Source organism: Stenotrophomonas maltophilia (genome assembly GCF_006970445.1).
In the GTDB taxonomy this organism is placed as follows: domain Bacteria; phylum Pseudomonadota; class Gammaproteobacteria; order Xanthomonadales; family Xanthomonadaceae; genus Stenotrophomonas; species Stenotrophomonas maltophilia_AU.
Map to the genome: position 1 here is coordinate 1,106,445 of NZ_CP033877.1, position 20,134 is coordinate 1,126,578.

20 protein-coding genes are annotated in these 20,134 nt (G+C 67.4%); 2 read left to right on the forward strand and 18 right to left on the reverse strand.

Features of this window, described 5'->3' with window-relative positions:
* Window positions 1-51: 51 nt before the first annotated feature.
* From EGM71_RS05095 to EGM71_RS05155, 13 genes are all read right to left on the reverse strand, one after another.
* Window positions 52-1,656 carry a sulfite reductase subunit alpha gene (locus EGM71_RS05095; RefSeq protein WP_188488187.1) on the reverse strand — a complete coding sequence of 535 codons (1,605 nt, stop codon included), beginning with the start codon at window positions 1,654-1,656 and terminating at the stop codon, window positions 52-54.
* Entirely contained in the window at window positions 1,653-2,624 is a 972-nt protein-coding gene (locus tag EGM71_RS05100) for an FAD:protein FMN transferase (protein WP_188488189.1), read from the reverse strand. Before EGM71_RS05100 ends, EGM71_RS05095 begins: the two co-directional genes overlap by 4 nt.
* Before the next feature lie 52 nt (window positions 2,625-2,676).
* Window positions 2,677-3,480, reverse strand: coding sequence for a DUF4198 domain-containing protein (locus tag EGM71_RS05105; protein ID WP_188488191.1), 804 nt, complete (start codon window positions 3,478-3,480; stop codon window positions 2,677-2,679).
* A gap of 75 nt (window positions 3,481-3,555) precedes the next feature.
* Window positions 3,556-4,074, reverse strand: a complete 519-nt coding sequence (locus tag EGM71_RS05110) for a DUF2271 domain-containing protein (RefSeq protein WP_004147429.1) — start codon at window positions 4,072-4,074, stop codon at window positions 3,556-3,558.
* Window positions 4,075-4,114: 40 nt separating this feature from the next.
* Entirely contained in the window at window positions 4,115-4,753 is a 639-nt protein-coding gene (locus tag EGM71_RS05115; RefSeq protein ID WP_032129249.1) for a PepSY-associated TM helix domain-containing protein, read from the reverse strand.
* Between the two features lie 233 nt (window positions 4,754-4,986).
* Window positions 4,987-7,407, reverse strand: a complete 2,421-nt coding sequence (locus EGM71_RS05120; RefSeq protein ID WP_188488193.1) for a TonB-dependent receptor domain-containing protein — start codon at window positions 7,405-7,407, stop codon at window positions 4,987-4,989.
* Window positions 7,408-7,552: 145 nt separating this feature from the next.
* A complete protein-coding gene (locus EGM71_RS05125; RefSeq protein WP_014036270.1) occupies window positions 7,553-7,954 on the reverse strand; it encodes a hypothetical protein in 402 nt (133 codons plus the stop codon).
* A 164-nt stretch (window positions 7,955-8,118) separates the two neighbouring features.
* Window positions 8,119-8,796: a Fe2+-dependent dioxygenase gene (locus EGM71_RS05130; RefSeq protein ID WP_088024939.1), complete on the reverse strand. Its 678-nt coding sequence runs from the start codon at window positions 8,794-8,796 to the stop codon at window positions 8,119-8,121.
* Window positions 8,797-8,806: 10 nt separating this feature from the next.
* Window positions 8,807-9,526: a tetratricopeptide repeat protein gene (locus tag EGM71_RS05135; protein WP_188488195.1), complete on the reverse strand. Its 720-nt coding sequence runs from the start codon at window positions 9,524-9,526 to the stop codon at window positions 8,807-8,809.
* Between the two features lie 68 nt (window positions 9,527-9,594).
* Entirely contained in the window at window positions 9,595-11,883 is a 2,289-nt protein-coding gene (locus tag EGM71_RS05140; RefSeq protein ID WP_188488197.1) for a TonB-dependent receptor, read from the reverse strand.
* A gap of 150 nt (window positions 11,884-12,033) precedes the next feature.
* On the reverse strand, window positions 12,034-12,438 hold the full coding sequence (locus EGM71_RS05145; protein WP_188488199.1) for a hypothetical protein: 405 nt from the start codon (window positions 12,436-12,438) through the stop codon (window positions 12,034-12,036).
* Window positions 12,439-12,641: 203 nt separating this feature from the next.
* A complete protein-coding gene (locus EGM71_RS05150) occupies window positions 12,642-12,974 on the reverse strand; it encodes a non-heme iron oxygenase ferredoxin subunit (protein WP_188488201.1) in 333 nt (110 codons plus the stop codon).
* Window positions 12,971-13,510 carry a GNAT family N-acetyltransferase gene (locus EGM71_RS05155; RefSeq protein WP_188488203.1) on the reverse strand — a complete coding sequence of 180 codons (540 nt, stop codon included), beginning with the start codon at window positions 13,508-13,510 and terminating at the stop codon, window positions 12,971-12,973. The genes EGM71_RS05150 and EGM71_RS05155 overlap by 4 nt, the downstream gene beginning before the upstream one ends.
* Before the next feature lie 107 nt (window positions 13,511-13,617).
* On the opposite strand from EGM71_RS05155, the gene EGM71_RS05160 reads away from it, so the two are divergent.
* Entirely contained in the window at window positions 13,618-14,070 is a 453-nt protein-coding gene (locus EGM71_RS05160; protein ID WP_188488205.1) for a hypothetical protein, read from the forward strand.
* A 54-nt stretch (window positions 14,071-14,124) separates the two neighbouring features.
* Here EGM71_RS05160 and EGM71_RS05165 read toward each other — a convergent pair whose 3' ends face one another.
* The 5 genes from EGM71_RS05165 to EGM71_RS05185 all read right to left on the reverse strand — a co-directional run bounded on the left by EGM71_RS05165 (window position 14,125) and on the right by EGM71_RS05185 (window position 19,427).
* Entirely contained in the window at window positions 14,125-15,381 is a 1,257-nt protein-coding gene (locus tag EGM71_RS05165; RefSeq protein ID WP_188488207.1) for a cysteine desulfurase, read from the reverse strand.
* The gene (gene sufD / locus EGM71_RS05170; RefSeq protein WP_188488209.1) at window positions 15,378-16,640 is read right to left on the reverse strand and encodes a Fe-S cluster assembly protein SufD; all 1,263 of its coding nucleotides are present in this window, start codon (window positions 16,638-16,640) and stop codon (window positions 15,378-15,380) included. Before sufD ends, EGM71_RS05165 begins: the two co-directional genes overlap by 4 nt.
* Window positions 16,640-17,404, reverse strand: a complete 765-nt coding sequence (gene sufC, locus EGM71_RS05175; protein WP_188488211.1) for a Fe-S cluster assembly ATPase SufC — start codon at window positions 17,402-17,404, stop codon at window positions 16,640-16,642. Before sufC ends, sufD begins: the two co-directional genes overlap by 1 nt.
* 74 nt (window positions 17,405-17,478) lie before the next feature.
* Window positions 17,479-18,954 carry a Fe-S cluster assembly protein SufB gene (gene sufB / locus EGM71_RS05180; RefSeq protein WP_014036280.1) on the reverse strand — a complete coding sequence of 492 codons (1,476 nt, stop codon included), beginning with the start codon at window positions 18,952-18,954 and terminating at the stop codon, window positions 17,479-17,481.
* Window positions 18,955-18,971: 17 nt separating this feature from the next.
* The gene (locus tag EGM71_RS05185; RefSeq protein WP_005408436.1) at window positions 18,972-19,427 is read right to left on the reverse strand and encodes an SUF system Fe-S cluster assembly regulator; all 456 of its coding nucleotides are present in this window, start codon (window positions 19,425-19,427) and stop codon (window positions 18,972-18,974) included.
* Window positions 19,428-19,635: 208 nt separating this feature from the next.
* On the opposite strand from EGM71_RS05185, the gene EGM71_RS05190 reads away from it, so the two are divergent.
* Window positions 19,636-20,103 (forward strand): SET domain-containing protein, encoded by a 468-nt coding sequence (locus tag EGM71_RS05190; protein ID WP_012479369.1) that lies wholly within the window; start codon window positions 19,636-19,638, stop codon window positions 20,101-20,103.
* The last annotated feature ends 31 nt before the right edge of the window (window positions 20,104-20,134 follow it).

The following is a 20,134-nucleotide window of genomic DNA, read 5'->3' on the forward strand; positions in this document are numbered from 1 at the left end:
TGCCTGGACACGCCGTTCAGTAGATCCACGCCATGCGTGGATGGGGCGACCTCAATACACATCGCGCCGGTAACGACCGGCCAGCAACAGCGCTTCCTTGCCCGCAGTACCCAGCACCTGCTCGATCACTGCATCCACCGCCGGGGCCATGCCCTGCAGGCTGCCGCAGACCAGGATCGTCGCGCCTTCATCGATCCATTGCCGTAGTGTTGCCGCTTCGGCCAGCAGGCGGTCCTGCACATAGCGATGCGCACCGCCATCGCGGCTGAATATTGCATCCAGCCGTGCCAGCGTGCCGTCTTCCAGCATCGCCTGCAGCTCGTCGCCGAAATGGAAGTCGTGCGCGGCGGTGCGCTCACCGAACAGCAACCAGGTACGACGCGCGCCACGCTGGGCACGTTCGTGCAGGTGCGCGCGCAGACCGGCAATGCCGGTGCCGTTGCCGATCAGCAGCAGGGGTACATCGGCGGCGACGCCGTGGAAATTGTCGTTGCGGCGCAGGCGCAGCTGCACCGGTTCGCCAAGTGCGGCGTGGTCGCACAGCCAGCCGCTGCCGATGCCGGGTGTTCCGTCAGCGCGCAGCTGGCGGCGCAGCAGCAGCTCAACCGCACCGTCGGCCATGACCGAGGCGATGGAATACTCGCGATGCGGCAGCGGTTGCAGGGTCGCCAGCAAGGCAGGCAGATCACCCGGGGGAACCAATGAGGGCAGGTGCGAGCGCGCGACGCGTGCCAGCAACGTCTGCCCGTCATCCAGCACGGTATCCGCGTCGAAGCGTTGTGCATCCAGCCAGGCACGCACGGTGTGCGATGCGTGCTGCGGGCCGATCTCGGCGATGTCGCCGGCCTGCCACTGCGCATCTGCGTCGGCCGGTGGCTGCAGGCGCAACCAATACACGGGGCCGCCAGGGCTGCCCGGGTTCAGATGCTCGCGTTGCAGCAGCGTCCACGGCTGGTATTCGGCCGGGCTCCAGTCAGGCAGTTCACTGGCGCCACCGCCGAGTTGTCCCAGCAGTTGTTGCCAATGACGCAGCGCTGCCGGATCGGCGTTGTCGACCTCGATCGCATCGAACAGCGGATGCGCACCGTGCTGGCGCAGCCACTGGTCAAGCTGGTGGCCGAATCCGCAGAAGTGGCCATAGCTGCGGTCGCCCAGTGCGAGCACGCCGTAGTGCAGGTGCTGCAGCGAAGGCGGCGTGGCCATCACGCCGCGCAGGAACGGCAGGGCGTGGTCGGGTGGATCGCCTTCGCCGGTGGTGCTGGCAATGAACAGTGCGCGCAGGCTGCCGGCCAGCAGCGCGCCATCCACCTCATGCAGGCCACGCACGCGCACTGGCACGCCCGCGCCGCGCAGGGCCTCGGCGCTGCGCTCGGCGAGTTCGCGGGCGAAGCCGGTCTGGCTGGACCAGACCAGCAGGATTGGCGCGGTGTCACCGGATGCGGCATCGTCGCGCGGACGCCCGCGCCACCACAGTGCAGCACAGGCCAGCGCGTACAGCGCCGTGGCGATGCCCGCAATCTGCGACTGCCGCGCCGGTGGCGCGCCCTGCCACCAGGCTTCACCGAGGTGCAAGCGCAGCAGCGCCCAGCTGATCAGCGCCAGCAGAAGCAGGACCAGGGCGTTGCCGAGCCACGCGCGCGACGGCCGAGTGCTCATGCGTCCTGCTCGTCGAGCAGGCGCTGGAAGGCGCTACTGAGGAATTCCCGCGGGCCGTCTGCTGCACGCTGCAGGTAGCGTGCAGCCAGGCTTTCGCGTTCGGCCAGCGCCATGCCCTGTTCGCGACCCAGCACGGTCAGTGCGGTGGCCCAGGCATCGGCGTGCATGGCATCGTCGGCCACCACGGTGACCGCTGCGGCGACCTGCCGCACCGGGCTGCCCGTACGTGGATCAAGACTGTGGCTGTAGGCCTCGCCATCGGCCTGGTACTGGTGCCAGCGATCGCCGGAGGTGGCCACCGCCTTGCCCTGCAGTGCCAGCACCCGTGGCGGAGTATCGGTGTGCGCATCCTCTTCCGGTGCGGACTCCACCAGCACGCGCCACGGCTGGCCGTCCGGTTTGCGGCCGTAGCCGGCCAGTTCGCCACCCACTTCGATCAGCGCTGCAGTAATGCCTTGACCACGCAACCAGGCGGCCACGTGATCGACACCGAAGCCCTTGGCGATCGCCGACAGGTCCAGCTCCAGCCCGCCCGGTTGCAGCAGCGCATCGTCCTGCCACTGCAGGCGCTGCCAGCCGCAGCGATCGCGCGTGGCCTGCAGGAGGTCGGCATCGGGTTGGCGGCGCTCACCGGCGTGCGCTCCGAAACCCCACAGCGCCACCAAGGGGCCGAGGGTGGGGTCGAAGGCGCCGTCACTGGCGGCGGCGATCGCCTGTGCGCAGGCCAAGACGCGGCGCGTTTCGACGGGCAGCACGCACCATTGGCCGGCGTCAGCGCGGTTGTAGCGGCTCAGGTCCGAGCCGGGTTCCCAGGTGCTCATCTGCGCGACCACGTCGTCCAGCCGTGCCTGGATGCCGGCATGCAGCGGGTGCAGGTCGCGCTGGCGTGGCGCGACCAGCGACACGCTCCAGGTGGTGCCCATGGTGGTGCCACCGAGGCGGGCGATGTCGAGCAGGGAATCGGTCATGGTGATGCGTTGCGGCGGCGATGCCGGGGAATGCCCGGCATCGCGGCCCACATTACTGCGGCAGCACTTCCAGCGTGGCGACGTAGCTCAGGCGGCGCTTCGCGGCCTGCTTCACCGAGGTCTTGTTGTCTTCGATGCCGGTCTCCAGCCAGTACATGCCGGCTTCCGGCCAGGTCACCTTGATCTCACCCTTGGCATCGCTGGTGACCTTCAGCTCGTCCTGCGCGTTGCGGTAGCGGGTGGCGCCACGCACGATCTCGAACTCCAGCCCGGCGGTCGGCTTGCCGTCGACCAGCACGCGGAAGGTGGCTTCCTCGCCGGCGAACAGATCGTTCGGGTGGCCGACGGCGACCAGCTCGATGCCACGGTTGGTCGGCTTCAGCGCGGTGTCGTTCGGCGCACCGTTGGTGACGAAGGTCTCCACGCGGCCGACCGACTGGCTCACTTCCAGCTTCTTCGCGTCCTTCGGCAGTTCACCGAAGGTAGCCACGCTGCCGCGCCAGCGCTTGCGCTCGCCGTTCTGCTCGTAGGTGGCGAACAGGCCGTCATTGACCGAGGCAATGCGGTAGGTGCCGGGCTGCTTCAGTTCGATGTCGAACACGCTGCGGTACTTGCCGGTGGCGGCGTTCTGCGGTTGTACGGTGCTGCCATCCGGGGCGGTGATCACCACCGACTCCAGGCGCAGCGGCACGTGGTTGAAGTAGAACAGGTCGTTGGAGACCGCACCGTCGACGGTGATCCACGGCGCGTTGCCGGCGATCACGGTCTGCGAGGGCAGCAGCCAGGCCTTGTGGGCCAGGGCGGAGAAGGGAAGGGCAGCGGCCAGGGCGGCGGCGAGGACGAGCATGCGCTTCATGCGGAAGACTCCAGTGGATGCGGGGTGATGCGGCAAGGAGAAGGGGATTACGACTTAATCCCCTCCGTCCCCTTTTCAGGGTTTGACGGCGAGGGTGACCTGGCCGAGTTCGGTGGCGCCCTGCGCCTTGCCGTTCTGCGCGGCGGTGGCCGGCCAGGTGAAGGGGATCTTCAGCAGTTCACGGCCACCGACTTCGCGCACCGCTTCGACCACCAGGGTGTAGTTGCCCGGGGCCAGCTGCTTCAGTGCCGGCTGCTTGTCGTTGAACGACAGCGCGTGCTTGCCGGCCGGGCGGGTCGGGCCGGTCACGCCGTCCACCGGCACTTGCAGGGTGCGGCCGCTCTTGCGCCACCACTGGCGCAGGTCGGGCAGCCACTTGGTGCCATGGCCTTCGCTGTTGCTGGTCTGCTGATACCAGACCGACAGGTTGGCCGCGACCTTCTGGTCGGCGCCTTCCAGCCACACTGCCACGTACGGGCGGTGGTACTCGGCCACGTTGAGCTTGGGCACTTCGACGTTGATGTCGAGGGTGGTGGCATAGGCCGGCGAGGTGGCCAGCAGGCCGCTGAGGGCGATGGTCAGGGTGACGCGCATGGGGCGGCTCCGGGGAAACGGATGGAATTCATGGGGGACGTCAGTGGATCAGCAGCAGGGCGATCAGCAGCGGAATCATCAGGCCGAGGCCGACCAGCGGCCAGGTCATGCGCCGCTGCCGTGCATGCAGGTGCAGCAGGAACAGGCCGGTGATGCAGAACACCAGGCAGGCCACGGCGAAGAGGTCCAGGAACCAGCCCCACGCCGGGCCGGCATTGCGGCCCTTGTGCAGGTCGTTGAGGTAGGACACCGCGCCGCGCGATGTTGATTCGTACTCCACCGCGCCGGTCTCGCGATCGATGCTCAGCCAGGCGTCGCCGCCGGGGCGCGGCAGCGACAGGTAGATCTCTTCGGCCGACCACTCGGCCGGGCGCCCGCCGATGGCGATGCCCAGCTGCGTGTCCAGCCATTGCCGGGCCGGGCGCGGAATCGGCGCGTTGCCGTCCTCGCGCGTGCCCAGTTGGCCCAGCAGCGCGGCCGGCAGTTCCAGGTGCTGGTTCTGCACCTCGGGCTTGGCCTCGATCTTCGCGGCATGGTTGAGGGTCAGGCCGGTCACCGCGAACAGCAGCATGCCGATCAGGCACACCGCCGAGCTGATCCAGTGCCACTGGTGCAGCGTCCGCAGCCAGAAGCCACGGTTCTGTTGCTGCTGCACGGTGGAGGAGGCAGGACGGCTCACGGCACGGTTCGAGGCGGACGAAGACTGCCCATTACATCATTGATGAGAATAGCTCGCAATTGCGTGTCGTTCTGTATCCCTGGAGGGGGAATTGCCGGCCGTTGCCCAGCGGCCGGCATCGTCGCTGATCAGTAGATCCACGCCATGCGTGGATGAAGCGGTGCCGACCAAGGTCGGCACCCGTCGGGGCAGGGCAATGCCGGCCAGCGGCCGGCACTGCCGGTGCGCGGCGATCAGAACTTCGCGTTGAGCGAGATCCAGTAGCTGCGGCGCTGGTCCTTGGTCGCATAGTCGTCCACACAGTTGAACTCGCTCTGGCTGATCAGCAGGCACGACTGCGAGACGAAGTCCTTGTCGAACAGGTTGTTGACCCGTGCGTTCACCGTCAGCCATGGCGTGGCCTTCCAGCTGCCACCGAGATGGAAGATCGTGTAGTCCTCGTAGTAGCGGGTGTGGCTGGCGCCGTTGGCGTCCAGCAGCGTGTCGCGGTAGCGGTCGTAGCGGCCCTCGCCGATCAGCGACAGGCTGATCGCTTCGTTGACCTGCCAGTTGAGGCTGGCGTTGGCCATGTGCCTGGCCGGCATGGTGCCGCTGATCGGCAGGCCCTTCTGCGCGCCGCTGGTCTGCTCGCTCTTGGTCCTGGTGTAGTTGCCGCGCAGCTGCAGGCTGTCGAGCAGGTCGACATGCGCGGCCAGTTCGGCACCGCGGGTCTCGGCCTTGTCGATGTTCACGCTCTGGGTGAAGGTGCTGTAGCCCAGCGCCGCCCAGCCTGGGCCGATGTCCACGCAGTAGCCGCTGCCGGCGCGGGCCACTTCGCAGTTCGGGAAGGTGCCGCCGCTGGCGATCTTGTCTTCGAACTTGTTGAAGAAGCCGGTGACGTTGAAGCCCCAGCGCTGGCCTTCGTAGTAGGCAGCCAGCTCGTAGTTGGTGCTGGTTTCAGGCTTGAGGTTCGGCGAACCGACCAGTGGCAGCACGCCCTGGCCACCGAAGCCGGTGATGCCCGGGAACAGCTGGTCCGGTCGCGGGGTCTTGTAGCCGGTGCTGACGCCACCCTTGAAGGTCCACGCGTCGCTGGCGTTCCACACCAGGTAGCCACGCGGACTGACATGGCTGCCGAACACGTTGTGGTCGTCGTAGCGCAGGCCGAAGGTGGCGGTGAGGGTATCGGTCAGCGCCCAGTTGTCCTCGGCGAACAGCGCCCACATGCGGTGTTTCTGCTTGACGTTGCTGCGGTAGCCGGCGCCGTCCATGCCGAACACACCGTCGACCATGTCGGTGTCGTTGTACTGGCCGCCCACGGTCAGCTTGTGCGCGCCGAAGTCCAGGTCGAGCATGGTGTCGAGCACGTAGCCTTCCAGCTCCATGGTGCGCAGCGGACGCGGCAGGAATGCCTGCAGGCGTGCCATCTCGCTCGGGTTGAGGGCGGTCAGTGCATTGCCACGGCCGGCCGCGCAGTTGTTGGCGGCACCGGTGCGGCGGCAGACGTCATTCCACAGTGTCTGCAGGTTGGCGCGCTCGTCCAGGGTCAGCGGCAGCGAGCGGCCGAGGTTGCTGCTCTTGCTGTGGGTCAGCGAGGTCTGCCAGGTGCCGAAGCTGTAGCGGCCCTGATGGGTCAGCGACAACTGATCGCGCTCGTAGCGTTGGTAGGCGGTGTAGCCCACGCGCGGCTGCACCACGCGACGGGTGACGGTGCCGCTGCCGTTAGGGTTGGGAATGATCGCATTGCCGACGCGCCACAGGCTGGCCAGGCTGTCGAGGGTGCCGGTCTGGCCTTCGCTGTTGTCGAACTTCTGCCGCGACACGTCATAGTCCAGCCACAGTTCGTGGTCGTCGTTGATGCGGAAGTCCAGCCGTACGCCGCTGTTCCAGTTGGTGTTGGCGACCGACTTGCCGCCACCGCCGAAGCCGATGCTGCGTTCCCACAGGGTGCCGTCGGGCAGGGACAACGCATCCCATTCCGGGTTGGAAGCCTTGGCGTCATAGTAACTGCCGCGTACTGCCAGGCTGAGGCGGTCCTTCAGCAGTGGGCCGCTGAGGTAGAGGTCGGTGGTGCGTGCATCGCCGAACTGGTCGTCCTGCTGCACGGTGAAGCCCTGGCTGACCGAGCCGTGCCAGCTGTCCTGGTTGCGGCGGGTGATGATGTTGATGACACCGCCCATCGCGTCCGAGCCGTACAGTGTGGACATCGGCCCGCGCACGACTTCGATGCGTTCGATCGCCTCCAGCGGCGGCAGATAGGCGAACTGGCCGCCACCGAAGTTGTTCGGGTAGATCTGGCCGACATTGCTCTGGCGACGGCCGTCGATCAGCACCAGGGTGTACTCGGATGGCAGGCCGCGCATCGACACGGTGGCGCGGCCGTTCTTGTCGGTGGCCTCCAGGCCGACATCGATGCCTTCGACGTCGCGCAGCGCGTCGACCAGGCTGGTATACGGGCGCTTGCTCAGTTCCTCGCGGCTGACCACGCTGATGCTGGCCGGGGCATCGATCACCTTCTGTTCGAAGCCGGAGGCAGTGACCACCACCTTGTCCAGCGTCTGCGGCGCGCCGGCGGCGTCACCGTGGGCGAAGGCGGGGCTGGCGAAAGCCGCCAGCACGGCGCTGGTCAGCAGGGTACGGGACAGGGACGAACGGACACGATGGCGCTGGGCCATGGCAGTTACCTCGAAGGATGCAGGGTGGCGCGATGCCGTGCGCGAAGGGCGCGGCAGGCACGGAAGGCCCGGTCAGGGGCGGCAGGGATGAAGCAGGCAGCGGCGCGCAGGCGCGACCGCGCAGGCGGTCACGCCAGGCCGTGGATCAGGCGAGCGGCGGCGCCTGGCCGCGTTGCTGGCGACGCCCGGGCGCATCGGCCCAGGGCGTGTCCGGAGCGGCCAGCGGCCAGTCCGGGCGCACGCCGGGCATGGCCGGCGTGGCGGGTACGAGTTCGAGTTCAGTGCGCAGCCATTGGCTGGCCAGCAGCAGTGGCGGACGTGCCTTCTCGGCCGACTTCACCGGAGCGGACGCGCAGCGGCGCAGCTTGGCTGGTGCCTCTTCCTGCAGGGGCGCCTCGCCGCCACGTTCTTCCAGTGGCATCTGCACGGCCATTCCGGCGTGGGCCTGTGGCAGCAGCGGCAGGGTGCCCAGCAGCAAGGCCAGCATCGCCACCCACGCCAGCAGGCTGGCCAGCGCAGGACGCTGACCGCGCATGGCGGTGCCCATCTTGCGATGGATGAGTGGACGAGGGCGAAGCGGGCGCAGCAAGCGGGGGTCCCCAAGGGTCTGCCGGCAGCGGCCGGCATCAACGGGGCGTGATTGTAATGAGAGCTGTTAGCCGTTGCAAATGAGAATGATTGCCAAAATGTCGCAGGCCGACCCGACGGGGTTCAGACTTCGCTCCAGCGCCGCAGCAGGTTGTGGTACACGCCGGTCAGCTGCAGCACCGCCTCGGCGTCGCCGCCGGTCTGCCGCAGGCGCTCGATCGAGCCATCCATTTCCCACAGCAGGCGGCGCTGCACATCGTCGCGGATCATGCTCTGCACCCAGAAGAACGAAGCCACGCGCGCGCCGCGGGTGACCGGCCGCACCTGGTGCAGGCTGCTGGACGGATACACGATCAGGTCGCCGGCCGGCAGCTTTACCTCGTGCTCGCCGTAGGTATCGCTGATGATCAGCTCGCCGCCTTCGTACTCCTCGGGCGCGGACAGGAACAGGGTGCAGGAGATGTCCGAGCGCAGTTGCTCACCGTTGGCCAGGTTCATCACTGCACCATCGACGTGGAAGCCATAGGTGCCGCCCCCGCTGTAGCGGTTGAAGCGCGGCGGCAGGTACTTCAGCGGCAGCGCTGCGCTGAAGAACAGCGGGTGCCGGGCCAGCGCGACGAGGATGATCTCGCCCAGTTCGCGGCGCAGCGGCGAGGCCTCGGGCAGCTGCTGGTTATGCTTGGCCTGTGCGCCCAGATGCCCCACGGTTTCGCGGCCATCGGTCCAGTCGGCGGCGTCGAGGCGGCGGCGGAAGTCGGCCACCTGGTCGGCACTGAGAATATCGGGGATGTGCAGCAGCATGCGGGACTCCTCAGAGGGACGGCGGCGCGACCAGGGCGCGCACCTGTGGATGCGGCGACGCGGCCAGTTCCGGCACGATGTGCGCCATGAACGCCGGGCTGCCGTGGGCCAGTGCGAGCCTTAGCCAGTGCACGGCCTGCTCGACCTGGCCGGCCTGCAGCAGGATCGAGGCGTAGTTGGCCTGGCCGCGGAAATCACCGGCTTCGGCCGCGCGCTGGTACCAGACCAGCGCTGCCTGCGGATCGGGTGCGGTATCCAGCCCGTCTTCGAGGTGGCGGGCCAGCAGGTTCATCGATTTGGCATGGCCCAGGTGTGCGGCACGGGTGTACAGGGCCAGTGCCTGCGCGCGGTCCTGTGTCACGCCGCGGCCGGTGGCCAGCAGGTTGGCCAGGTTGTACAGGCCCCAGTCCAGCCCGGTGTCGGCCGCGCGCCGGTACCACACGGCCGCCAGCGTCGGGTTGGCCGCGGTGCCGTGGCCCAGCTCATGGCAGCGGCCGAGCATGTTCATCGCCATCGGCGCGCCGTTGTTGGCGGCGGTTTCGTACCAGAGCAGCGCGGCCGAGGCGTCCTGCGCGGTGCCTTTGCCTTCCATGTGCATCTGCGCGAGCAGCAGTTGTGCATCGACCTGTCCAGCCTGCGCGGCGTCGCGCACGCGTGCGAACGCGGCCTGCGGATCGTGCTGCAGCAGCTCGGCCAGGGCGTCGCTGTCGATGGGAGTGCGGGTAACCATGGGGTGAGTATCGCCGGAAACAAAAACGGCGGCAGGAGAGCCTGCCGCCGTGGTGGAGCGCAGTTACATCAGAACTTCACGTTCAGTGCCAGGGTGGCCGAGCGACCCGGGGCGATGCTCGCGTAGTGCGAGGCATAGGCCTTGGTGAAGTAGGTCTTGTCGGTCAGGTTCTGCACGTTGAGCTGCAGGCTGATGTTGTCCTGGATCGCGTAGCTGGCCATCGCGTCGAAGCGGGTGTAGCTCGGGATCCACTTGGTGTTGGCGACATCACCGTACTGCTTGTCCGAGTAGAACGCACCGGCGCCGATGGTCAGGCCGATCGGGAAGCGGTAGGTGGTCCACAGATTGGCGCTGTGCTTGGCGGTGTTCGGGAACACGTTGCCGTTGTACGGCGACGGCACGTAGACGTTGGACGGGCAGGTGCGGCCGGACACGGCGCACACAAAGCCGTTGTCCTTCAGTTCCGAGTCCAGGTAGGTGTAGCCGCCGTACAGGCTCCAGGCGTCGGTCAGCTGGCCGGTGAAGCCCAGCTCGAAACCGTTGATTTCCTTCTTGCCGGCGTTCTGGCTGGTGCCGTTGTCGACGGTCACGCGTGCGTTGTTCATCACGGTGTGGAAGATCGCGGCGGTCAGGTTCAGGCGCTTGTCGAACAGGTCCCACTTGGTGCCCAGTTCGAGGTTCTTGGTGTCCTGCGGCTTGAGGTCGGCCACGGCAGCGCTCAGGCCGTCCGAACCGTCACCACCGTCCATACCCGGCGGGGTCGAGGAGGTGCCCCACGACAGGTAGATGCTGCCGTTCTCCAGCGGCTTGAAGACGACGCCAGCCTGGTAGTTCAGGAAGTCGTTGTCATTGCGCACGCGGGTCGGGGCTGCACCGGCCACCGGAGTGGTCAGGGTGGTGCTGTAGTCGTCGTAGCGCAGGCCGACGTTGAAGCTCCACTGTGCGTTGAGCTCGATGGTGTCGAACAGATAAGCGGACTTGGTCTTGGTGCGCTGTTCGACGTCCAGTGCCTTGTCGCTGCGGTACACCGAATGAGTGGCCGCCCACGGATCACGCGGGTTCGGGTTGGCGAAGTCGGTGCAGTTGTAGCCGGTGGCCGCGCCCGTGGTCGGGCACTTGCTGTTGCCGGTCAGCGGGTTGCTGGTGCCCGGGGCGATCAGGTAGCTGCCGCGGGTCATCTTCTCGTCGCTGTATTCCACGCCAGCGCTGTAGCTGTGCTTGAGCGCGCCGGTCTGGAAGGCACCGGTCAGGCCCAGCTGGTCGGCGAAGCTCTTGACGTCGACGGCGCGGGCGTTGGTACGGCGCCACAAGGTGCCGTAGTTGTTCGGGTTGCCCTGGCTGTCATCCGGCTGGGTCCACAGGTAATCATTGCTGGTGTTGCCCAGGCGCGCGATGTTGCGCAGCTTGTGGCCGCCGAAGTCGTAGCTGGCATCCAGGGTGCTGATGTCGGCACGGGTGCGCTGGAAGTCACGATCGACCAGGCCGTAGTAGTTGTTGCGGTCCGGCACCATCGGGCGGCCGTCTACCCACTTCGAAGCCGGTGCACCGTTCGGGTTGCCATACGGGAAGCCACCCGCGTCCGGCAGGTCATCGCTCTGCATGTGGTAGTGGCTGGCGATCAGCTGCGCCGGGCCGTTCAGGCCGAACGCGATCGACGGTGCGATGCCCCAGCGGCTGACATTGGCAGCGTCACGGCCGGGGATGTCCGACTCGTGCTTCATCAGGTTCAGGCGGGCGGCGATGCCATCGCCCAGCACGTAGTTGGCATCCACGGTGCCGCGCGCGTAGCTGTCGGTGCCGATGCCCATGCTGGCGCTGGTCTCGTTCTTCAGCTTCGGCGTCTTGCTCACCAGGTTCAGGCTGCCACCACCGGAATCACGGCCACCGTAGGCCGAGCTCGGGCCCTTGACCACTTCCACCTGTTCCAGGTCGAAGATTTCGCGGGTCTGCGAGCCGACGTCACGCAGGCCGTCGACGAAGATGTTGCTCTGCGAATCGAAGCCACGGATGAAGGGGCGGTCGCCGGTCGGGTTACCGCCTTCGCCGGCACCGAAGGTGATGCCCGGCACCATGCGCAGCGCATCCTGCAGGTTGGTCGCACCGGTTTCGGCGATCAGCTTCTCCGAGACGATCGACACCGACTTCGGGGTGTCCAGCAGCTCGGCGGTGAACTTCGGCGAGGACGGATTGAACCAGCTGCCGCGTACCTGGACCTTGTCCAGGTCGGTGGCCTTGCGGGAGGCAGCGTCGGCGCTGTCGGCAGCCTGCGCGGCCAGCGGCGCGAAGCCGGCGGCCAGGGTGGCGGTGGCGAGCAGGGAAACGCGCGGGGCGTGCTTGCGGGACGTGATGTGGGTCATGGCTTGGGTGGTAGTGGCTGGGATCGGGAAAGGGCGAGGGCCGAAGCGCAGACAGCGCGACGACACGTAGGGGGCTTCTTCTGTAGAGCCGAGCCGATGCTCGGCTGGCAGGAAACGCAATCAGGCACACGGCAACGGCCGCAGGGCGCCTCAGCTGGCGTGCGGTGCGGGCGGTGCGTGGCCGGGGTTCAACCGCAGTGCGGGATCGCGCAGCTGCCAGCGCAGCGCGTCGGAGCGCCACAGCGGGATATGCGCGACAAGGGTGGCGCGCGCGGGGGCCATGCCGGTGCAGGGCGAGGTGCCCTCGCCATCAAGCGGGGGTTCCGGTGCCGGTGCGGCGTGCTGCGGGCATTCGTCCGCCGGCGGGGCCGGCAACGGCATGGCCTGGTGAAGATCTTCGGCGTGTGCCTGCCAGCCGTGGGTGGCAGGCCCGTGGCCGCGTCCTTCGTGCAGGGCCGACCAGCCCAGCAGCAGCGTCAGCAGCACGGCCACGGCCAACGGCCACCCTTGGCGGGCGAGCTGGCACAACGTGGCAGTGGGCGCGGGCGAAGCCATGGCGCAGGGGCGGAATCGTTACGAAGATGTTACGTAGAATAACATCAACGATAATGATTCGCATATGCGCAATCCGGCGGGTGATCCGGATGGCCCGGAAGGGCCCTGGGGCGCCGCTCAGGACGCTCTGGTGGATCCACCCTTTGGGTGGATGCGCCTCGGCAGGGATGCCCTGGGGCGATCCCTGCAGGCCGAGCGCCGCCTCAATCGCGGTCGTCGCGGGTCCAGACGGCGTCGTGTTCGCGCTTCACCGGGAACTTGGGTACCGGCGTATAGGCCGGGGCGCACAGGGCGCGGCCGTCACGCACGTCGAAGCGCGCGCCGTGCAGCACGCACTCCACGCTGCCCTCGGTGGTGTTGAACTCGCCCGAGGACAGCTCGAACTCTTCATGCGTGCACTGGTCTTCCAGGGCGTACAGCTCGCCGTCGAGGTTGAACACCACGATCGGCGTGCCGGTCACTTCGTCGAACACGCTCTTCATTTCACCTGGCAGCAGCTCGGTGCCGGCACAGACAAAGGTCCAGGTATCGCTCACGCGGGGGCTCCGGCCAGCGGCTTTTCCAGGACCTCGAAGCGCAGGTCGTCGCGCTTGGGGATGCCGAAACGTTCGTCGCCATACGGGAACGGCTTCTTGATGCCGGTGCGCTGGTAGCCACGACGCTCGTAGAAGGCGATCAGTTCGTCGCGCACGTCGATCACCGTCATCTGCATCACCGGCACGTTCCATTCGCGTGCGGCGTGCGCTTCGGCGGCGTCCATCAGCTGCTTGCCGACGCCGCCGCCCTGCTGGGCCGGATCGACCGAAAACATGCCGAAGTAGCCCTTGCCCTCAACGTCGGCAACGTGGGCGCAGGCCACAAGTAGGCCCTCGCGCTCGGCCAGCAGGATGGTGGAGCGGGGGCGGTCCAGGTCGGCCTGGATGCCTTCGGCGTCGATGCGGGCGCCATCCAGCAGGTCGGCTTCGGTGGTCCAGCCGACGCGGCTGGCGTCGCCACGGTAGGCCGAGGTGACGAGGGCGATCAGGGCGGGGATGTCGGCCGGCGTCGCGGCGCGGAAGGTCAGGGTGCTCATGGGGCCATTCTAGGTGGGGCGTGGGCGGGCGCAAATGGGGGAGGGCCCTCGGCGGTCCTGGCAACCGCTATGCTCGCGCTTCATCAAATGCCAGGCGGAGTGCAGGGGTGGGCATATCGAAGGGAATCGCGCTGGCAGCAACTGCCCTGCTTGTGGCTCTTCTGGCTTGCCTGCCGGCGCGCGAGGAGGGCGGTGGCATCGCGCCCAACGGCTTGGGGTGCCCGGGTTTCAGTGCGTCCCGTGCGTTGCCAGTGACGCTGGAGGCGCTGCGGGCCGATCCCATGCGCTATCACGGCAGACTGGTGCGCGTACGGGGTGCCTACGTTGAGAGCTTTGAAATGTCCGCGCTGCACCCGGGGCCGCCGGTGCAGGACCCATGGGCGGCCGAGGGCGTGTGGGTGAATGGAATTCCCGTCACGGCGCTGCCGTCGGAGCAGGCGGTTGAACTCACCGGAATCGTAGCGGCGGGCCGGCCCGCTTTCCCTTATGGCAAGGGGCACCTTGGGCAATGGCCTGCGGCGCTCTGCGTGTCTTCGATCCAGCCCTTGCCGACGCCATGAAAAACGCCGCGGTTTCCCGCGGCGTTTCCGTTGCTTCCGGCTGCGCTGGGAGTCTTACCCCAGCAGCTTGCGCACCTTGGTCAGCGCGGTCATGAAGCGCTCGATCTCGGCGTGCGTGTTGTAGAACGCCAGCGAGGCACGGCAGGTGGCCGCGACGCCGAAGTACTGCAGCAGCGGGTGTGCGCAGTGCTGGCCCGATCGCACGGCCACGCCTTCCAGGTCGAGCAGGGTGGCCAGGTCGTGCGCATGCGCACCGTCGATCAGGAACGAGACCACAGCCGCCTTCTCCGGTGCTTCGCCGATGATGCGCAGGCCGTCGACGCGGCGCAGCTCCTCGGTGAAATGCGCCAGCAGTTCGGCTTCGCGGGCTTCCACGTTCTCCTGGCCAAGCTGCTGCAGGTAGTCGGCGGCCACGCCCAGGCCGATGAAACCGGCGATGTTCGGGGTACCGGCTTCGAACTTGTGGGGAGCATCGTTGAACACGGTGCCGTCGAAGCTGACTTCCTTGATCATCTCGCCGCCGCCGAGGAACGGCGGCATCGCGTCCAGGTGCTCGCGGCGCGCCCACAGCGCGCCGGTGCCGGTCGGACCACACATCTTGTGGCCGGTGATCGCGTAGAAGTCGCAGCCGATCGCGGCGACGTCGACCTTGCGGTGCGGTACTGCCTGCGAGCCATCGACCACGGTGATGATGCCGCGCTTGCGCGCTTCACGGCAGATCTCGCGCACCGGATTGACCGTGCCCAGCACGTTGGAGACATGGGTGACCGCCAGCAGCTTGACCTCTGGGGTCATCGCCGCGCGCAGCGCGTCCAGGTCCAGCGCACCATCGGGGGTGATCTCGGCCACGCGGATGGTGGCGCCGGTACGTTGCGCCACCAGCTGCCACGGCACGATGTTGGCGTGGTGCTCCATGCGCGAGATCAGGATCACGTCGCCGGCTTTCAGTCGCGGCAGCGCCCACGAGTACGCCACCAGGTTGATGGCGAAGGTGGTGCCGCTGCACAGCACCAGGTCGCTGGCGCGCACGTTGAGGAAGCGCGCCAGCTTGTTGCGTGCGCCTTCGTAGGCGTCGGTGGCTTCGCTGCCCAGTGCATGCACCGCGCGGCTGACGTTGGCGTTGTAGCGGCGGTAGAACTCGTCCACCGCACCGATCACCTGCACCGGCTTCTGGCCGGTGTTGGCATTGTCGAAATAGACCAGCGGCTTGCCGTGCACTTCACGCATCAGCAGCGGGAAGTCGAGGCGGACGCGATCCCAGTCGGGAGCGCCGGTGCGTTCTTCGATCGGGCGCGGCGTGGACAGGTTCATGCCACACCCGCCTCGGCAAGGGCCTTGTCCAGGCGACGTGCCAGCTGCGCACGCAACGCGTCGGGCAGGATCTTCAGCGGCTCGTGGCAGAACGCGGCGCTCAGCAACGCCTGTGCCTGGGCCTGCGGCAGGCCACGCGAGCGCAGGTAGAACAGCGCGTTGGCGTCGAGCTGGCCGACGGTCGCACCGTGTGCGGCCTTCACTTCATCGGCATCGATCACCAGCGTCGGCTGGGTGTCGATCTCGGCATCGGCCGACAGCAGCAGGTTCTTGTTGGACAGGTTCGCGTCGGTGCCATCGGCGCCTTCGCGGATCTGGATGCCACCATGGAACACCACGCGGCTGCGGTTGGCGGCGACACCACGCCACAGCAGTTCGCAGCGGGTATCGCGTGCGATGTGGTCGATGCCCAAGCGGGTTTCGACGTGGCGGCGGCCATTGCCAAGCAGCACGCCGTTGGCGGTCAGCTGGGCATTGTCGCCTTCCAGGCGCACGTTCAGTTCATGGCGGCTGAGCGCGGCGCCCAGTTCCAGGTCGACGCGGTGGTACTGCGCGTCGCGGGCCAGCACCGCGTCGGTGCGCAGGAAGCTGGTCTGGCGGGCGCTGCCGGCCTGGACGCGGGCGTGCTTGAGCACGCCATCGCGGGCGACGTGGGCATGCAGCACGGTGTTGTCCAGATGGGCGGAGTCACCCACGCTGAAGCGATGCTCGACCACGCCGAGGCTGGCGCCGGCACGCAGTTCGATCAGGTGGCGGTGGTGCCAGGCCAGGTCGGCTTCGCCGGCGACGCTGGTGAATACCAGCTGCAGCGGCGTTTCGACCTGCACGCCTTCATCCACGCGCAGCACCACGCCCTCATCGGCCAGCGCAGCGTTGAGGCGGGCGAAGATCTCTTCGCTGCGCTCGTAGCGACGGCCAAGGAAACGCACGGCGTCTTCGCCGGCGGCCAGCGCGGCCGACAGCGGCTGCAGCTGCACGCCGGACGGCAGGGCCTGCACGTCGCTCAGCGCGGCATCCAGGCGACCGTTGACGAACACCAGGCGCGGCGCCGGGATGTCGTCCAGCAGCGCGGCCTCCAATGCCGGGCCCTGCAGCGGTGCCGCAGCGAACGCACGGCGTTCCAGCTGGCGCAGCGAGGTGTACTTCCAGGCTTCGTTGCGGGCGGCGGGCAGGCCGTCGCGCAGGGCCGCATCCAGCACTTCGCGGCGCGCATCGCTGCCGCAGAAGGCCTGGGCCATCGAGTCGAGCAGGGCGCTCATCAGACCGCCGCCTCGGGCACGACCCGGTCCTTCAGGAAATCGTAGCCGTGCGCTTCCAGCTCCAGTGCCAGTTCCGGGCCGCCGCTCTTGACGATGCGGCCATCGGCCAGCACGTGCACCACGTCCGGCTTGATGTAGTCCAGCAGGCGCTGGTAGTGGGTGATGACCAGGAACGAACGGTCGGCGCCGCGCAGCGCGTTGACGCCGTCGGCAACGCTCTTCAGCGCGTCGATGTCCAGGCCCGAGTCGGTCTCGTCCAGGATCGCCAGCTTCGGTTCCAGCACGGCCAGCTGGAAGATCTCGTTGCGCTTCTTCTCGCCACCGGAGAAGCCTTCGTTGACGCCACGGTGCAGCAGTTCGTCCTTCAGGTGCAGCACGGCCAGCTTCTGGCGCACCAGCTTGAGGAACTGCATCGAATCGAGTTCTTCCTCGCCGCGTGCCTTGCGCTGGGCGTTCAGTGCCGCGCGCAGGAAGTAGGTGTTGTTCACGCCCGGGATCTCCACCGGGTACTGGAACGCCAGGAACAGGCCGGCAGCGGCGCGCGCTTCCGGGTCCTGCTCCAGCAGGTCGAGGCCGTCGAACTGCACGCTGCCTTCGGTCACTTCGTAGCCGTCGCGGCCGGCCAGGACATTGCCCAGGGTGGACTTGCCGGCGCCGTTGGGGCCCATGATGGCGTGCACCTGGCCGGGCTTCACATCCAGCGACAGGCCCTTGAGGATTTCCTTGTCGCCGATGCGGGCGTGGAGGTTTTCGATCTTCAGCATGGTGGGGGTTTCCGTGGGGCGGGCCGCGGCCCGCCGGTAAAGAGAATGCGTTTGCGAGGGGCAGGGGCGGGCGGTCAGCCCACCGAACCTTCCAGCGAGACTTCCAGCAGCTTCTTGGCTTCCACCGCGAACTCCATCGGCAGTTCGCGGAACACCTGCTTGCAGAAGCCGTCGACGATCAGCGACACCGCGTCTTCCTGGCTGATGCCACGGGCGCGGCAGTAGAACAGCTGGTCATCGGAGATCTTGGAGGTGGTTGCCTCGTGCTCGACGGTGGCGCCCGGGTTCTTCACCTCGATGTAGGGGAAGGTGTGCGCGCCGCACTGCTTGCCGATCAGCAGCGAATCGCACTGGGTGTAGTTGCGCGCGCCGTCGGCGTTGCGGTCGACCTTGACCAGGCCGCGGTAGGTGTTCTGGCCGCGGCCGGCGCTGATGCCCTTGCTGACGATCTTGCTCTTGGTGCGCTTGCCGACGTGGATCATCTTGGTGCCGGTGTCGGCCTGCTGGCGGTGATGGGTCAGCGCGACGGAGTGGAATTCACCCACCGAGTCGTCGCCCAGCAGCACGCAGGACGGGTACTTCCAGGTGATCGCCGAGCCGGTCTCGACCTGGGTCCAGGTGACCTTGCTGCGCGCGCCACGGCATTCGGCACGCTTGGTGACGAAGTTGTAGATGCCGCCGACGCCGTTCTCGTCGCCCGGGTACCAGTTCTGCACCGTGGAGTACTTGATCTCGGCATCTTCCAGCGCGACCAGCTCGACCACCGCGGCGTGCAGCTGGTTCTCATCGCGCATCGGCGCGGTGCAGCCTTCCAGGTAGGAGACGTAGGCCTTGTCCTCGCACACGATCAGGGTGCGCTCGAACTGGCCGGTGTGGCCGGCGTTGATGCGGAAATAGGTGCTCAGCTCCATCGGGCAGCGCACGCCCTTGGGAATGAACACGAAGCTGCCATCGGAGAACACCGCCGAGTTGAGCGCGGCGAAGTAGTTGTCACCAACCGGCACCACCGTGCCCAGATACTGGCGCACCAGCTCCGGGTGTTCCTTGATGGCCTCGGACATCGAGCAGAAGATCACGCCCTTCTCGGCCAGTTCCTTGCGGAAGGTGGTGCCGACGGACACCGAGTCGAACACCGCATCCACCGCCACGCCGGCCAGCTTGGCGCGCTCGTGCAGCGGCACGCCCAGCTTGTCGTAGGTGTCGAGCAGTTCCTTCGGCACGTCATCCAGCGAGGCGTACTTCGGGCCCTTCGGCGCGGAGTAGTAGCTGAGCGCCTGCAGGTCGATCGGGGCGATCTCCAGCTTGGCCCAGTCGGGCATCGGCATGGTCAGGAAGTGGCGGTAGGCATCCAGGCGCCACTGCGTCATCCACTCCGGCTCGTCCTTCTTGGCCGACAGGGCACGGATGGTGTCCTCGTCCAGGCCCGGCGGCAGGGAGTCCGATTCGATCTCGGTGATGAAGCCGGCCGAATACTTGCGGCCGAGCTGCTCATGGATCTCGCGGTTGGGGGTGTCGTCGTGGGCGACGTTTTCGATGGTTTCGGTGGCCATGGGGGGCTGCCTACGGATCAGGAGACGACGTCGACAGCGATGGTGCGGCGCTGTTCGTCATCGGCAAGGGGGAGAGGGGGGAGAATCTGGGCGAGGGTGACATCGCGCAGGGCCTCGGAGACCACATCGTTGATCAGCCGCCAGCTGCTGCGCGCGCCGCACTTGGGCGCCATGCCGCACTGGTGGTGGTCGTGGCTGCATTCGGTCAGGGCCAGTGGCCCTTCCATCGCTTCGACCACTTCGAACAGCGAGATCTCGATGGCCGGGCGGGTCAGCCGGTAGCCGCCACGGACGCCACGCAGGCCTTCGACCAGGCCGGCCTGGGCCAGCGGCTTGAGCACCTTGCTGACGGTGGGCGGCTCCAGACCGGTGAATTCGGCCAGCTCGGTCGCGCTCAGCACTTCGCCCGGACGGGCGGCGAGCACGGTCAGCACGACGGTGGCGTAATCGGTGAGTTTGGTGACGCGCAACATGGGGATGCGAGTGGTTCTTAAAGCGGACTGAAATTGTACGCTTTTATTCGCCACCATCCAACCCGGGCATTCAGCCGGCGCTGGGGACGGGCCGGGAACACGCACCGGGCCGTTGCCTGGGCGCAATGCTGCGCCAACGGGGTGATTTTCGCAATCACCCGGAATGGGCGAGAATCCCCGTTCCATTCGCTGCAAACAGCCCGTGCCGATGCCGAAGAAGATCCAAGCCCGCAAGTCCGCCATCCATGGCAACGGCGTGTTCGCCGTGGCCCCGATCAAGCAGGGCGAGCGCGTGATCCAGTACAAGGGCCTGCTGCGCAGCCACGGCGACGTCGATGCCGATGACAGCGGCGATGTCGAAAGCGGCCATACCTTCCTGTTCACCCTCAATGACGACTGGGTGATTGATGCCAACTACAAGGGCAACGACGCGCGCTGGATCAACCACAGCTGCGACCCCAACTGCGAGGCGGTGATCGAGGAAGACGAAGACGGCGACAGCCGTGGCGACAAGGTGTTCATCGAGGCCCTGCGCGATATCAAGGCGGGCGAAGAGCTGACCTACAACTACGGCATCACCCTGGCCGAGCGCCACACGGCCAAGCTGAAGAAGATCTGGGAGTGCCGTTGCGGCTCGCCCAAGTGCACCGGCACGATGCTGCAGCCCAAGCGCTGATCCGCAGCGGGTAGTGCCGGCCGCTGGCCGG

Bases quoted from the DNA above. Each gene is read 5' to 3' on its own strand.
- EGM71_RS05095 (WP_188488187.1), bottom strand. From the start codon at position 1,656: ATGAGCACTCGGCCGTCGCGCGCGTGGCTCGGCAACGCCCTGGTCCTG.
- EGM71_RS05100 (WP_188488189.1), bottom strand. From the start codon at position 2,624: ATGACCGATTCCCTGCTCGACATCGCCCGCCTCGGTGGCACCACCATG.
- EGM71_RS05105 (WP_188488191.1), bottom strand. From the start codon at position 3,480: ATGAAGCGCATGCTCGTCCTCGCCGCCGCCCTGGCCGCTGCCCTTCCC.
- EGM71_RS05110 (WP_004147429.1), bottom strand. From the start codon at position 4,074: ATGCGCGTCACCCTGACCATCGCCCTCAGCGGCCTGCTGGCCACCTCG.
- EGM71_RS05120 (WP_188488193.1), bottom strand. From the start codon at position 7,407: ATGGCCCAGCGCCATCGTGTCCGTTCGTCCCTGTCCCGTACCCTGCTG.
- EGM71_RS05125 (WP_014036270.1), bottom strand. From the start codon at position 7,954: ATGGGCACCGCCATGCGCGGTCAGCGTCCTGCGCTGGCCAGCCTGCTG.
- EGM71_RS05130 (WP_088024939.1), bottom strand. From the start codon at position 8,796: ATGCTGCTGCACATCCCCGATATTCTCAGTGCCGACCAGGTGGCCGAC.
- EGM71_RS05135 (WP_188488195.1), bottom strand. From the start codon at position 9,526: ATGGTTACCCGCACTCCCATCGACAGCGACGCCCTGGCCGAGCTGCTG.
- EGM71_RS05140 (WP_188488197.1), bottom strand. From the start codon at position 11,883: ATGACCCACATCACGTCCCGCAAGCACGCCCCGCGCGTTTCCCTGCTC.
- EGM71_RS05145 (WP_188488199.1), bottom strand. From the start codon at position 12,438: ATGGCTTCGCCCGCGCCCACTGCCACGTTGTGCCAGCTCGCCCGCCAA.
- EGM71_RS05155 (WP_188488203.1), bottom strand. From the start codon at position 13,510: ATGAGCACCCTGACCTTCCGCGCCGCGACGCCGGCCGACATCCCCGCC.
- EGM71_RS05165 (WP_188488207.1), bottom strand. From the start codon at position 15,381: ATGAACCTGTCCACGCCGCGCCCGATCGAAGAACGCACCGGCGCTCCC.
- sufD (WP_188488209.1), bottom strand. From the start codon at position 16,640: ATGAGCGCCCTGCTCGACTCGATGGCCCAGGCCTTCTGCGGCAGCGAT.
- sufC (WP_188488211.1), bottom strand. From the start codon at position 17,404: ATGCTGAAGATCGAAAACCTCCACGCCCGCATCGGCGACAAGGAAATC.
- sufB (WP_014036280.1), bottom strand. From the start codon at position 18,954: ATGGCCACCGAAACCATCGAAAACGTCGCCCACGACGACACCCCCAAC.
- EGM71_RS05185 (WP_005408436.1), bottom strand. From the start codon at position 19,427: ATGTTGCGCGTCACCAAACTCACCGATTACGCCACCGTCGTGCTGACC.
- EGM71_RS05190 (WP_012479369.1), top strand. From the start codon at position 19,636: ATGCCGAAGAAGATCCAAGCCCGCAAGTCCGCCATCCATGGCAACGGC.